This window comes from Rhizobium sp. Root1212, from assembly GCF_001424985.1.
GTDB lineage: Bacteria > Pseudomonadota > Alphaproteobacteria > Rhizobiales > Rhizobiaceae > Pararhizobium.
Genome location: NZ_LMDA01000027.1, coordinates 81,507 through 94,019 on the forward strand (window position 1 = coordinate 81,507; position 12,513 = coordinate 94,019).

Genomic DNA, 12,513 nt, shown 5'->3' on the forward strand with positions numbered 1-12,513 from the left:
TCACCCTAGCCCTCTCCCCGCACGCGGGGAGAGGGGACGATGGAGAGCATCACTCACCCCTGTAACCATAAACCTCCTGAGCCCGCTCGGCTGATATCAGGCCGTTGCGGACATCCTCCGCCACCTTGGCCGGATCGCGCTCCTTCGGGTTGCCGAGACCGCCGCCGGCGCCGGTGATGACGCGGATGACGTCGTCCTTATCGACCCGGATGCCGGATGCAAAGGCGTAACGTTCGCTGGAACCATCCTTGCGCATCACCAGCGCATAATTGGCCGAGCCTTCACTGCCGCCATCGAGCGACCACGGCAGGATACGCGAGCGGGTATAGCCGAGCGTCAGGAAGGAATCGTCGCGGCGGATACGGTAATCGAGGCGAATGCCTTGGCCCCCGGTCCACTTGCCTTCGCCGCCCGGATCGGTGTTCAACTCCATCCGGTCGACGAACAGGCCGTTGCGGGCTTCGGAAATTTCCGCCGGGCAATTGTAGGTTTCGCCGTGCACGCCGGAAAAGATCGCCGAATTGCCGTCGCGGCCGGCAGACGCGCCCCAGCCGCCGATCTGCGGCTCGATGATCGTGTACTGGCGGCCGGTATCGGGGTGAATGCCGCCGATGAAGGTGCCGGCAATCGAGGAGAAATGCCCGGCCGGCAGCTTTTCCGGCATGTGCGGCGCAAGGCAGCGCCAGACGAGGTCGTAGCCGCGGATGCCGATCTCGTAATAGAAGCCGACGGCGGCCGGCTCCTTGGCATGGAAGCAGGAACCTTCGCGGGTCAAAACCTTCAGCGGGCGGAAGGAGCCTTCATTGGCCGGCGAGGTCGGGTCGGTCAGCGCCTTGAAGATCACCTGCATGCTGACCAGCGTATCGTCATGACCGGCATTGGAGGGGCCGGCATCCTGATCGGGATTGTCGCGCAGGTCGATGACGAATTCCGTGTCGGAGATCGTCACTTTGACGTTGAAGATGCGGCCGTCGTCCTGCTCTTCGCTGAGTTCGAAGGTTCCGTGCGGCAGCTTGGCAAGTTCGGCAAGCGCGATCTTTTCGCCGTGATCCATGAAGCTCACCATCGCGGCCTCGAAGGTTTCGACGGTGTATTTCTCGGCCAGCTCCGCCAGCCGCTTCGCCCCGATGCGCACCGACGCAATGGCAGCCCAGAGGTCGCCTTCGAGGAAATCGGGCATGCGGGAATTAACGGTGATGATGTCGAAGATGCCGGGAATGGCCTCACCGCGCGAGATCATCTTGATCGCCGGCAGGCGCAGGCCTTCCTGAAAGATTTCCGTCGCATCGGCCGAGAGCGAACCCGGCGATTTGCCGCCGACATCCGAATTATGGGCGATATTGGCCGTCCACGCGATCAGCCTGTCGCCGGCAAAGACCGGCATGCAAACGACGAGGTCGTTGAGGTGGGTAACGCCGCCGTAGTAGGGGTCGTTGGTGATGAAGACGTCGCCGGGCTCGATCTGGCCGGGCTTTGAAAACTTCTCCAGAAGCACCTTCACCGACTTGTCGAGCACGCCGATGAAGCCGGGAATGCCGGCGCCGGAGGAGGCGAGCTGGCCCTTGGCATCGGTGATGCCGGTGCCCATGTCGAGCACTTCGTAGATGATCGAACTCATCGCCGTCTTGCGCATGGCCGCGAACATCTCGTCGGCTGTCGCCTGCAGCGAGTTCTGGATGATTTCGAGCGTAATCGGATCGTGGGAAGCAGTTGTCATGTCCGCGCTCCTCAAGCCTTCAAGTGGATGTGGATATTGCCGAAACCATCGATCTCGACACGATTGCCGGGATGGATGACGATGGTGGTGCCGGGGTCTTCGATGACGGCCGGACCTGCGAATTTCATGCCGGGTTCCAGCTTCTCGCCGTCGTAAATCTGAGCCGCGTGGATACCCTCCAGCGCATAATCGACCTGCCGCTCACCCTTCAGCGCAGCGGAAGCCGGTGTCGTGCCAAGCGGCCGTTCCTGCATCTTCAACTTGCCGACTTCGGCCGAGGCGACGAGGTGGATGCCGACCAGCTCGACCGGTGCGTCAAGGCGGTAGGTGTATTCGCGCTCATAGGTTTCGTGGAAGGCGGTTTCGATGGCCGCGAGGCTTTCATCGGTGATCGCGCCTTCGATCAGAACTTCGGTCGTGTGCTCCTGGTTCTGGTAACGGAACTTGCCGTAGCGCAGGAACTTGACCTTGGCCTTGTCGACGCCTTCCTCGCTGAACTGGCTGGCGGCCAGTGCCTCGGTCTCGGCAAACAGGCTTTCGACAATCTGCGCGGAACCCGCGTTGAGATCGGCGAGCTTGGTCACGAAATAATCGCGGCGCAGGTCGGACATCATCATGCCCCAGGCAGAAAACACCGAGGCGCCGGCCGGAATGACGACCTTCTTGACACCAAGCTCCTGCCCGAGCGCAACCGCGTGCATCGCACCGCCGCCGCCGAAGGCGACGAGCGTGAAATCGCGCGGATCATGGCCTCGGTTCAGCGATACCAGCTTCAGCGCATTGACCATGTTGTTGTTGGCGATGCGGATGATGCCGCGCGCCACGTCTTCCGGCGAAACGCCGAGCCTGCCGCCGACATCCGACAGCGCCTTTTCGGTCGCCGCCATGTCGGCAACGACGGAGCCGCCGCAGAAATAATCGCGGTTGATGCGCCCGAGCCAGAGATTGGCGTCGGTCGTCGTCGCATTGGTGCCGCCCCGGCCATAGGCCGCCGGGCCGGGCATGGCGCCGGCGGATTTCGGGCCGACATGCAGCTTGCCGAAATCATCGACCCAGGCAATCGAGCCGCCGCCGTTGCCGATCTCGACGAGATCGACCACCGGCACCATGATCGGATAACCGGCCGAGGTGCGGTCGCGCTCGATCCAGTAATCGGTCATGATCCTGACCTTGCCGTCTTCGATCAGCGAGCATTTTGCGGTCGTGCCGCCGATATCCAGTGCCAGCACATTGGTTTCGCCGATCAGTTTGCCAAGTTCGGCAGCACCCCAGAAGCCGGAGGCCGGGCCGGATTCTACCATGGTGATCGGGATTTTCTTCACGGAATCAAGCGAATCCACACCGCAGTTCGACTGCATGATGAAGAGGTTTCCGTCGAAGCCCTTCGCGGAAAGACCGTCGTTCAGACGCGACAGGTAACGCTCGGCCGTCGGCTGCACATAGGCCGACATGACGGTCGTGTTGGTGCGTTCGTATTCGCGCCACTCGCGGGTGATCTGATGCGAGGCCACAGTGGAGATTTCCGGCCACAGCCGCTTGATCTCGGCGACAGTGGCCTGCTCGTGACTGGGGTTGGCGTAGGAATGCAGGAAGCAGACGGCAATCGCTTCCACGCCATCGGCGCGGAAATCATCGAGGATTGCCGGCAGGCTGGAGAGGTCCAGCGGCTTCATTTCCTCGCCCTGATAGCTGAAGCGGCCCGGAAGCTCGCGGCGCAGATAGCGCGGCACGAAAGGTTCCGGCTTCACATAATGCAGGTTGAAGAAGTCCGGCCGGTTGCCACGGGCGATTTCGAGGCTGTCACGAAACCCTTCGGTGGTGATCAGGCCGACCTTGACGCCCTTGCGCTCGGTCAGCGCATTGATGACGACGGTGGTGCCGTGGGCGAGGAAATCCACGCTCTTCGGATCGACCCTGGCCTTTTCGAGAACGTTGAGCACGCCCTGCTCGAAATTCGGCGGGGTGGTGTCGGATTTGGCCGTCGTGATCTTCGACTCGCCGGTGTCATGATCCGTCTCGAAGCAGACGAGATCGGTGAAGGTGCCGCCGACATCGGTCGCGACGCGAATGGTCTTTCCGCTCATGCTTTCCTCCCATGGCGCATTTTTTCGTGCAGCAGCATGCAGACGGCGCCGGGCAGCTTCAGCGCCTCCGCCGCCTGCACCCGCTCGGGCGTGTAGAAGCCCTTGTCGTGCAGGCAGTTGATGGTGCCCACGACTTCGCCGCCGACAGTGATCGGCACGTTGATGACGGATTCGCAGCCGAGCGACTTGATCTGCTCGTGATCATCGAAAACCTGAGAAATGTCCTCGATCGTATTGGCAACGAAGGTCTTTTTCTGGTTCAGGGTTATCTCGGACCAGTGCGTCTCGTTATAGGGTTTGGTGCCGGAGACCGGATATTCTTCCGGCATGTTGGAATAGATGCGCTCCGACATCTTGTCGGTCGTGTCCGAGGTCATGATCGTGAACAGCTTGACGCCGACCAGCGCCTTGGTCAGCGCTTCCAACGCGGCATAGACCTTGTCCGGCTGGTTGCCGGCCTCGGCAACGGCGGCGACGAATTTCTGGTATTCAGGCATTTCCATTCTCTTGCTCCATGATCCTGTCGCGGAGGAGTGCTTCCTCCTGGCTGACGACAGGGACGGCGCCGATCAGCCGGCGCGTATAAACGTGGTTAGGGTTTGCGAAGATGGTTTCGGTTTCGCCGATCTCGATCAGCTTGCCCTTTTCGAAAACGGCCACCCGGTCGGCGATGTTGCGCACGACCGAGAGGTCATGGGTGATGAAGATGTAGGTGAGGCCGCGGGCCTGCTTGAGGTCCTTGAGCAGCTTCAGCACGCGGGCCTGCACGAGAACATCGAGCGCCGAGGTCGGCTCGTCGAGCACCACAAGCTCGGACTGGCAGGCGAGCGCGCGGGCAATCGCTACGCGCTGGCGCTGACCGCCGGAGAGGGCGGAGGGGGAGCGCGTGCGGAAGTCCACGGGTAGGCCGACCTCTTCCAGCAGTTCTCCGGTGCGGGCCGTGCGACCCTTGATGTCACCGATATGATGGACATCGAGGGCAAGCCGTAGCGAGGCACCGATGGAGCGGCGCGGGTTGAGCGAGGAGAGCGGGTTCTGCTGCACCAGCTGGATCGCGCGGCGATGGTCCTTGGTGCGCTTTGCCGGAAGCGCTGCGCCATCGAAGGTCAGCGAGCCGGCGGTCGCGCCATAGATGCCGAGGATAATGTTGGCGATGGTCGATTTGCCGGAACCGGACTCGCCGACAATCGCCAGGCACTCGCCCTTCGCGACATCGAAGGAGATGTTGTCGAGTGCCGTAACCGTGCGGCCATTCACCTCGAAGGTCTTGGAGACGTTGGAGACGGAGAGAAGCGGGCTCATGCTAAGCGCTCCTTCTCGCTGTAACTGGGATGGGCGACGAGGGGGGCGAGGAATTGACCCGGATCGTCATCGAGATCGGGAATGCCGCCGCCGGTGATGCGAGGCACGGCTGAGAGCAACGCCCGCGTATAGGGATGCTGCGGATTGGCGAACAGCTCTGCGGTCGCGCCCTGTTCAACGATGTTGCCCTTGTAGATGACATAGACACGATCGGCGAACTCCCGGACAACGCCGAGATTATGCGAGATGAACAACACCGAGGTCTGGTGCTTCTCGACCAGTTCGGACATCAGCTTCAGCGTCTGCGCCTGCACGGTGACATCGAGCGCCGTGCCCGGCTCGTCGGCCAGCAGCAGGGCAGGGTTGTTGGCAAGCGCCATGGCGATCATCACGCGCTGGTTCATACCGCCGGAAAGCTGGAACGAATAGGAATCCAGCACCCGTTCCGGCTCGTTGATGGCGACATCCGCAAGGGCTTCGATGGCCCGCTGGCGGGCACGCTCGCTGGTTATGCCGGGTTCGGCACGCGCCAGCACTTCCTTGAACAAAGCGAAGATCGTGTAGACCGGGTTCAGCGAGGATGTCGGGTCCTGAAAGATCATCGACATGCGGGTGCCGCGAAGGGCATGGCGCGAAGCGGGCTTCAGGGTTTCGAGATTGATGCCCTCGAACTCCACGGAACCGGAAATGCGCGCCGTCTTCAACTGCTGCAGCATGCCGAGCACGATGCGGGCCGTCACCGACTTGCCGGAACCGGACTCGCCGACGAGCGCCACCCGCTCGCCCTTTTTGATGTGGAGCGAGATGCCGTGCAGGACGTTGGAGACGCCGGCCCAGTTTTTGAAGCCGAGTTTGAGATTTTCGATCTTGAGGGTCGGCGCGGTCATTGGTCGATCCCCAGAATTTCGCGCAGCGCATCGCCGATGAGGTTGAAGCCGAAGACGGCAATGAGGATGGCAAGACCTGGGAAAACGGTGAGCCACCAGCTGTCCGGCAGATATTTCGCGCCTTCTGCGACCATCGAACCGAGGTCCGGCGTCGGCGGCTGCACGCCGAGACCCAGGAATGAGAGCGACGAGGCAATCAGTATGACGAAGCCGAAATCGAGCGTCATCTTGGTGATGATCGAGGGCACGCAGTTCGGCAGGATTTCGCGGAACATGATGTGCGTCTTCGACGCGCCGATCACTTCGGCCGCGAGCACATAACCTTCCTCCTTCTCGGAGCGGGCGATGTTGTAGACAAGCCGCGTGTACCAGGGCCACCACATGACGGTGACCGCGATCATGCCGTTGGTCAGCGTTGGCTCAAGCAAGCCCATGACCGACATGGCGAGCACCAGCGGCGGGATCGACAGGAAGACGTCGGTGATGCGCATCAGCACATATTCAGCCCAGCCGCCGAGATAGCCGGCTGCCAGCCCCACCGTCACCCCGATCGGAACCGCAATCGCCAGAACGACGATGCCGAGCACCAGCGAGATGCGATACGCATAGACGACGCGGGTGAAGAGATCGCGCCCGACCAGATCCGTGCCGAAGATGTAAGGCCACTGCGGCGGCTTGTTGAAATTGACGAAATCGACGACCGCGCCGACATGCTCGGGGAAGGGCGTGATGAAGTCCGCAAAGATTGCCGAAAAGACGACGATGGCGACGAGGATCAGCCCGATCAGCGACAGCGGATTGCGCGTGAGGATGAGGAGGGTTTTCTTCATGATGCCCTCTGGGAAAGACGGATGCGGGGATTGAGGATCGAGACGAGCAGATCGACGATGAGGTTGACGATCAGGAACACCGCGGAGATGACCAGCACCGTGCCGACGATGGCGTTCAGGTCCTTGCGCAGGATGACGGCGACGCCGTAGCGCGAGAGGCCCGGCCAGGCATAGACGGCCTCGACGAGGAAGGCGCTGCCGAGCATGGCTGCGAAATCAAGCCCGATGATCGTCAGGGACGGGATGAGCGAGGGGCGCAGCGCATAGCGCCGGGCGATGCGCTTTTCCGGGAAGCCATAGGCTTCGGCCATCTCGATATAGGGCTTGTCGTAGGTCTCCACCATGTTGGAGCGCACGAGGCGGGCGGCCTGACCGATGCCCGACAAGGCAAGCGCGAAGGCCGGCAGGATGACGTGCCAGACCGCATTGCCGAAGGCCTTGATATCGCCAGCCAGCAGCGTGTCGACCAGCAGGAAGCCGGTGACGGAGGGGATGCTGAAGGTATCGGAGATGCGCCCGGCAATCGGGAAGATTTTGATGAAATAGGAGAAACACAGCATCAGCACCACAGCCCAGACGAAGGCGGGCGCGGAGACGCCAAGCAGTGTCACCAGCCGCACCGTATGATCCACCCAGCTGCCGCGCCGGCGGGCCGAGAGAATGCCGAGCGGCAGGCCGATCGCCACCATCATGATGCCGGAGACGATGACCAGCTCCAGCGTCGCCGGCAGGAACTGGGCGATATCGGCCATGACCGGGCGGTTGGTATAGAGCGACAGCCCCAGATCGCCGCGGAAGAGATCGGCGATGAAATAGCCGTATTGCGTCAGGAAGGGAGCATCGAGATGCAGCTTGCCGCGAAGTGCGGCCACCGCCTCCGTCGTTGCATTCGGCCCCAGCGCAATGCGCGCGGGATCGCCGGGGATCACTCGGGCAATCGCGAAGATCAGCAGCGAGACGCCGATCAGCACGATCACCGACGTTCCCAGCCGCTTCGCGAGCAGGCGGATCAAAGGAGACATGGCTTTGTTTCTTTCCGTTTCAAACTGAGGTGCCTGAACGATGGGCGCACCCTTCCTGCGCCCTGCCCGTCCGAGGGGCAAAGAGGTCGGAATGCGTTACTCGATCGTCCCCTCTCCCCGCGTGCGGGGAGAGGGTTAGGGTAAGGGGCAAACTCTCAATCTTTGAGAATGCCGAGGCTTCCGCCCCTCATCCGCCCTTCGGGCACCTTCTCCCCGTTTTACGGGGAGAAGGACCTTTCGCCGCCTATTCCTTCATTTCCATCAGCCGGAAGGTGAAGCCGAAGCCGGCGAGCGCGTAGGCCTTGGACGGATCGGAGAGCGCCGGAACGGAGACACGATTGGAGGCTGCAAACACCGCCGTCTGGTCCTGAGCGAAGATCGTCGGGGCGATCTCACGCAGGCGCAGGTTGAGATCGGTGTAGATCTTGGCGCGCTCGGCTTCGTCCGTCGTCGTGCGGCCCTTTTCGAGCAGGGCATCAACGTCCTTGTCCTTCAGGTACTCCGGCGACATCCAGGTGCCCGCCGACGAGGAGTGATACATGCCATAGAGCAACGTATCGGGGTCGGCCGACATGGTGTTGACGAAGACCTGCGAGACGGCCGGCGTGTTCTCAGGCTTGGAGATCTGCTCGACGAACAGTGCCCAGGGCAGTTTCTTCACTTCGGCCTTGATGCCGATTTCGGCGAAATTCGCCTGCATCAGCAGAGCAAAACGTTCTTCGAGCGGCACCTCACCAATCCAGGAAAGATCGACCTTCATCTCTTCCGGCTTGTACTTGCACTTGGCGAGATGTTCTTTCGCCTTCTCCACATCACGCTTCGTCACCTGATCAGCCGGCAGCGCGCCGAGCATGCCGACCGGAATGGCGCCGGTGGAGGGGCTGCCCTGCGAGACCGTATCGGTAACACCGACCATGCGGACGCCGGTGTCGTAATCGAAGGCATAGGAGACGGCGAGGCGGCATTCGACATCGTCAAACGGCGCCTTGGCCGTGTTCAGCTTGATATAGAAACCGGTCGTGCCTTTTTCCTGAAGCAGTTGCGCGCCATCGGCGGCGAGCGACTTCAGGACTTCCGGCGGCAGCCAGGACGAGGAAATATCGTGCTCGCCCTGCGAGATCAGGGTGCGGACAGTCGCGGCTTCGAGACCATAGCGGAAGCGCACCGTATCCGGGGCCTTCGGCGCCAACCCGAGGAAATAGCCGGCGTTCTTCGCCATGACCGTTTCTTCCTGCGGATTGTGCGAGACCACCTTGTAGGCGCCGGAACCAGCCGCGTGGGTGGAGAGATAGGCCTGCCCCCAATCCTTCATCTCGCCGTCGCCGGCACCGAGGTTTTCGGCAACAAGCTTCTTGTCGATGACGGGCAGACGAGAGAGCGCAGCGATGAAAGGCGCATAGAGCTGCTTCATCGTGAACTTCACGGTTGCCGCGTCGATGGCCTCGGCCTTTTCGACATCGGTGAACAGGTAGGAAAGGCCCTGACCCAGCGCCTGCATGCGCTGGAACGAGAACACGACATCATCGGCCGTCAGCGGATTACCGCTCTGGAATTTTACGTCGGTCCGAAGCTTGAAGGTGTAGCTCTTGCCATCCGTCTCCCAGCCTGTCGCCAGGAAGGGATCGAAGCCCGGCTGGCCGGCCTTCGGAATGACCAGCGTGTCATAGAGGTTGAACATCAGGATGCTATCGGCATAGTCCGATGCCTTGGCCGGATCGAGTTCGCCCACCGGCACCTCGTCGAGGCGAAGCACGGTTTCGGCGGCAGCGACGCCATGCAGCGAAACGGTTGCCAGCAGGGCGGCGGCAACGGCCTTGAAACGCATTTTCATTCGGTATTCCCCTTATTGGCTTTGGATTTTTCCGACCTGCGGCGGTTTGCGGCGCGGGTGACGACAAGGCTGTTGTCGGGGTCGCCGGAAGGCTCTCCCTCGCCGAAAACATCCATAGTGCAGGTGTGAAAGACGGTCGTGGTCGTGGTCGTGTGGTTCCACGTCGCATGGGTGCGCGTCGACGGAAAATGCGCCGTGTCGCCCGCATGCAGGATCATGCGCTCGCCATCGAGTTCCAGCGTCAGCTCGCCTTCGACGATATAGAAGATTTCCTCGCCCTCGTGCGACATCGGCTCGCTTCGATAGCCCGGCGGCTCATGGATCAGGGTCGAGCGCAGGACATTGCCGGGAAAGGACGCCGACAGACGCTCATAGGTGACGTCCCGGCCGCTCATCGTGCCGAGGCCATAAACCGTGCGGCCGACGCTGCGGGTCACCGGCGCATCCGACTTTGGCTGCTGGAACATGGAGCCGACATCGACCTTCAGCACCCGGCAGACAGAAACCAACGAAACCAGCGATGGAACAGTGATGCCGCGCTCGATCTGCGAGATGAAACCCACGGAAAAACCCGCCTGATCGGCAACATCCTGCAAGGTCAGTTTCAGCGCCTTGCGCCGATCCCGAAGCCGGTCGCCAAGCGCGGTATCGCGTTCTCCCGAAAGAGCTTTTTCGTCGGCCACGATGTTCCACCCGTTTTTAGTATTACTTCAATCAAGCCATAGTTTTCGGGAAAGTCAACCGATTTTTAGTACGGCTAAAATTTTTTGAGGGGCGATGTTTTTGCCGCGACCACGCCAGAAGAAAAGCCGCGGACCGCATTTGCTATGGCCATGAAATGGAATAAAAATATCGCATCAGGCTATCCCACATCCATCAGCGATCAGGACCAAAGATGATTTTGAAACCAACGGAACTGGCCGATGTGAAAGAGATCGTTCCCGCCCGCTTCGGCGATCATCGCGGATATTTTTCCGAGGTTTTCAAAGACGGCTGGTTCCGGGAGAACGTCTGTCATGTCGGGTTCGTGCAGGACAACCAGTCGCTTTCCCGCGAGGTCGGCACGCTTCGCGGCCTGCATTTCCAGCTTGAGCCGTTTGCGCAGGGAAAGCTCGTCAGGGTGCTGAACGGGGCGATCTTCGATGTGGCGGTCGATATCCGCTCTGGATCGCCCGATTATGGTCGCTGGGTCGGCGTGACGCTAACGGCGGAGGAGGGAAACCAGTTGTGGATTCCTGCAGGCTTCGCCCATGGTTTCCTGACGCTGCAGCCCGATACGCTCATCCACTACAAGGTGACAGCTCCCTACAGTGCCGCCCATGATCGTGGTCTGCGCTGGAACGACCCATCCATCGGCATTGCATGGCCGGAGGTTTCGGCCGGCGTGATCCTGTCGGCGAAGGATGAGGTGCAGCCGTTCCTTGCGGACATGGAACCGGCGTTCCGCTTTACCGGAAAATAACCGGGCCGGCTATTTCAGCAGCTTTGCGACGATCATGTCGGCAATCGGCAGCGATGAGGTCGCGGCCGGCGAGGGAGCATTGCAGACATGCAGCATGCGTTCCGTTTCGGCAAAGACGAAATCATGGATCAGCGTACCGTCGCTCTTAACCGCCTGTGCCCGTATGCCGGCCTCGGATTTCTGGAAATCATCCAGTTCCAAGCTCGGGCAGTATTTCCGGCATTGCTGCAGATAGTTCCGCTTCGAAAGCGAGCTGCGCAGTTCCGAGAGCGCGGAAGACCGGTTTGCAAAGACCGTTTTCCAGAAGCCGGGAAACGACGCGAAATCGCAGATATCCCGGAGATTGGCCGAAAACCGCGGATAACCCTCCCGTGCCAGACCGATGACTGCATTGGGGCCGACGGTAACGCCGCCATCGATCATCCGCGTCAGATGAATGCCGAGGAAAGGCAGGCCGGGATCGGGCACCGGATAGATGAGATGGCGCACGATGCCGTTCCGCTCCGGCCGCAGTCGGTAGTATTCGCCGCGAAACGGCACGATGCGATGATCGATCGCCATGCCGGCGAGCCGCGCGAGGCGGTCGGATTGCAGGCCGGCGCAGGCCACCAGTTTTCGGGCAGACCAGCTTCCTGCGGTGGAGGAGATGGTGACGTCGTTTCCGCTCTCGCGGATGGCAGTTACCTGCGTCGAAAGGCGAATTTCACCACCAGCCTTGACCACTGTATCGGCCATCGCGCGGCAAATGGCCTTGTAGTCGACGATACCGGTCGAAGGCACGAGTAGCGCACCCAAGCCGCTGATGTTCGGCTCCCGCTCCCGCAGGGCCGCCGCATCGAGGCGCTCCACCGCAATGGCATTCACTTGCGCGCGGCTTTCGAGAGCCTCCATCCGCTGAAGCTCGATTGCATCGGTTGCCACCACCAGCTTGCCGCAGACATCGAGAGGGATGTCGTTCGCAGCGCAGAAATCCTTCATCGCCTGCGCGCCCTTGCGGCAAAGCTCCGCCTTCAGGCTGCCGGGCGCATAATAGATACCGGCATGCACAACGCCGCTGTTATGCCCGGTCTGGTGCGCGGCGAGGCGATCTTCCTTTTCCAGCAGGATAAGGCTGCAGCCCGGCTGCGCTTCCAGAAGCCGCATGGCCGTCGCCAGCCCGACAATGCCACCGCCGATAGTGCAATAATCGTAAATCATGCGGGCTTTCAGGTGCTTTCAAGGAGATCGGCGACGAGGATAAAGCGCTTTCCTATCCGCGCAAGAACCGGCATGCCGGAAAAGCCATAGCCTTCCGGTATGGCCGCCGCTGCCCATCCGGGTACGACTGTTCCCTAATAGGCTTAAGGTATTGCCCTCGACAGCGGTAGGCCTAGCCGAA

11 protein-coding genes are annotated in these 12,513 nt (G+C 61.4%); 1 reads left to right on the forward strand and 10 read right to left on the reverse strand.

The genetic code is table 11. The annotated features are described in order from the left end of the window. Positions 1-49: 49 nt before the first annotated feature. The 9 genes from ASC86_RS23660 to ASC86_RS23700 all read right to left on the reverse strand — a co-directional run bounded on the left by ASC86_RS23660 (position 50) and on the right by ASC86_RS23700 (position 10,356). Positions 50-1,717, reverse strand: coding sequence for a hydantoinase B/oxoprolinase family protein (locus ASC86_RS23660; RefSeq protein WP_056327086.1), 1,668 nt, complete (start codon positions 1,715-1,717; stop codon positions 50-52). An 11-nt stretch (positions 1,718-1,728) separates the two neighbouring features. After that, positions 1,729-3,801: a hydantoinase/oxoprolinase family protein gene (locus ASC86_RS23665; protein WP_056327088.1), complete on the reverse strand. Its 2,073-nt coding sequence runs from the start codon at positions 3,799-3,801 to the stop codon at positions 1,729-1,731. Next, positions 3,798-4,304, reverse strand: coding sequence for a GAF domain-containing protein (locus tag ASC86_RS23670; protein WP_082510422.1), 507 nt, complete (start codon positions 4,302-4,304; stop codon positions 3,798-3,800). The genes ASC86_RS23665 and ASC86_RS23670 overlap by 4 nt, the downstream gene beginning before the upstream one ends. Beyond that, positions 4,291-5,103, reverse strand: coding sequence for an ATP-binding cassette domain-containing protein (locus ASC86_RS23675; protein WP_056327090.1), 813 nt, complete (start codon positions 5,101-5,103; stop codon positions 4,291-4,293). The genes ASC86_RS23670 and ASC86_RS23675 overlap by 14 nt, the downstream gene beginning before the upstream one ends. Beyond that, positions 5,100-5,990, reverse strand: a complete 891-nt coding sequence (locus tag ASC86_RS23680) for an ABC transporter ATP-binding protein (RefSeq protein ID WP_056327092.1) — start codon at positions 5,988-5,990, stop codon at positions 5,100-5,102. The genes ASC86_RS23675 and ASC86_RS23680 overlap by 4 nt, the downstream gene beginning before the upstream one ends. Then, positions 5,987-6,820, reverse strand: a complete 834-nt coding sequence (locus tag ASC86_RS23685) for an ABC transporter permease (RefSeq protein ID WP_056327094.1) — start codon at positions 6,818-6,820, stop codon at positions 5,987-5,989. The genes ASC86_RS23680 and ASC86_RS23685 overlap by 4 nt, the downstream gene beginning before the upstream one ends. Beyond that, positions 6,817-7,842 (reverse strand): ABC transporter permease, encoded by a 1,026-nt coding sequence (locus ASC86_RS23690; protein WP_056327096.1) that lies wholly within the window; start codon positions 7,840-7,842, stop codon positions 6,817-6,819. The genes ASC86_RS23685 and ASC86_RS23690 overlap by 4 nt, the downstream gene beginning before the upstream one ends. Before the next feature lie 244 nt (positions 7,843-8,086). Beyond that, complete coding sequence (locus ASC86_RS23695; protein ID WP_056327098.1) at positions 8,087-9,673, reverse strand: ABC transporter substrate-binding protein; 1,587 nt, start codon at positions 9,671-9,673, stop codon at positions 8,087-8,089. Beyond that, positions 9,670-10,356: an XRE family transcriptional regulator gene (locus ASC86_RS23700; RefSeq protein ID WP_082510424.1), complete on the reverse strand. Its 687-nt coding sequence runs from the start codon at positions 10,354-10,356 to the stop codon at positions 9,670-9,672. Before ASC86_RS23700 ends, ASC86_RS23695 begins: the two co-directional genes overlap by 4 nt. Before the next feature lie 212 nt (positions 10,357-10,568). Between ASC86_RS23700 and rfbC the strand changes: the two genes are divergently transcribed. Then, on the forward strand, positions 10,569-11,135 hold the full coding sequence (gene rfbC, locus ASC86_RS23705) for a dTDP-4-dehydrorhamnose 3,5-epimerase (protein WP_056327099.1): 567 nt from the start codon (positions 10,569-10,571) through the stop codon (positions 11,133-11,135). Between the two features lie 9 nt (positions 11,136-11,144). On the opposite strand, the gene lhgO is transcribed toward rfbC, so the two are convergent. After that, on the reverse strand, positions 11,145-12,329 hold the full coding sequence (gene lhgO, locus ASC86_RS23710) for an L-2-hydroxyglutarate oxidase (protein WP_200943849.1): 1,185 nt from the start codon (positions 12,327-12,329) through the stop codon (positions 11,145-11,147). Positions 12,330-12,513: the final 184 nt, after the last annotated feature.

Coding starts and splice junctions, on each gene's coding strand:
- ASC86_RS23665 (WP_056327088.1), bottom strand. CDS start 3,801: ATGAGCGGAAAGACCATTCGCGTCGCGACCGATGTCGGCGGCACCTTC.
- ASC86_RS23690 (WP_056327096.1), bottom strand. CDS start 7,842: ATGTCTCCTTTGATCCGCCTGCTCGCGAAGCGGCTGGGAACGTCGGTG.
- ASC86_RS23660 (WP_056327086.1), bottom strand. CDS start 1,717: ATGACAACTGCTTCCCACGATCCGATTACGCTCGAAATCATCCAGAAC.
- ASC86_RS23675 (WP_056327090.1), bottom strand. CDS start 5,103: ATGAGCCCGCTTCTCTCCGTCTCCAACGTCTCCAAGACCTTCGAGGTG.
- ASC86_RS23670 (WP_082510422.1), bottom strand. CDS start 4,304: ATGGAAATGCCTGAATACCAGAAATTCGTCGCCGCCGTTGCCGAGGCC.
- ASC86_RS23685 (WP_056327094.1), bottom strand. CDS start 6,820: ATGAAGAAAACCCTCCTCATCCTCACGCGCAATCCGCTGTCGCTGATC.
- ASC86_RS23695 (WP_056327098.1), bottom strand. CDS start 9,673: ATGAAAATGCGTTTCAAGGCCGTTGCCGCCGCCCTGCTGGCAACCGTT.
- ASC86_RS23680 (WP_056327092.1), bottom strand. CDS start 5,990: ATGACCGCGCCGACCCTCAAGATCGAAAATCTCAAACTCGGCTTCAAA.
- rfbC (WP_056327099.1), top strand. CDS start 10,569: ATGATTTTGAAACCAACGGAACTGGCCGATGTGAAAGAGATCGTTCCC.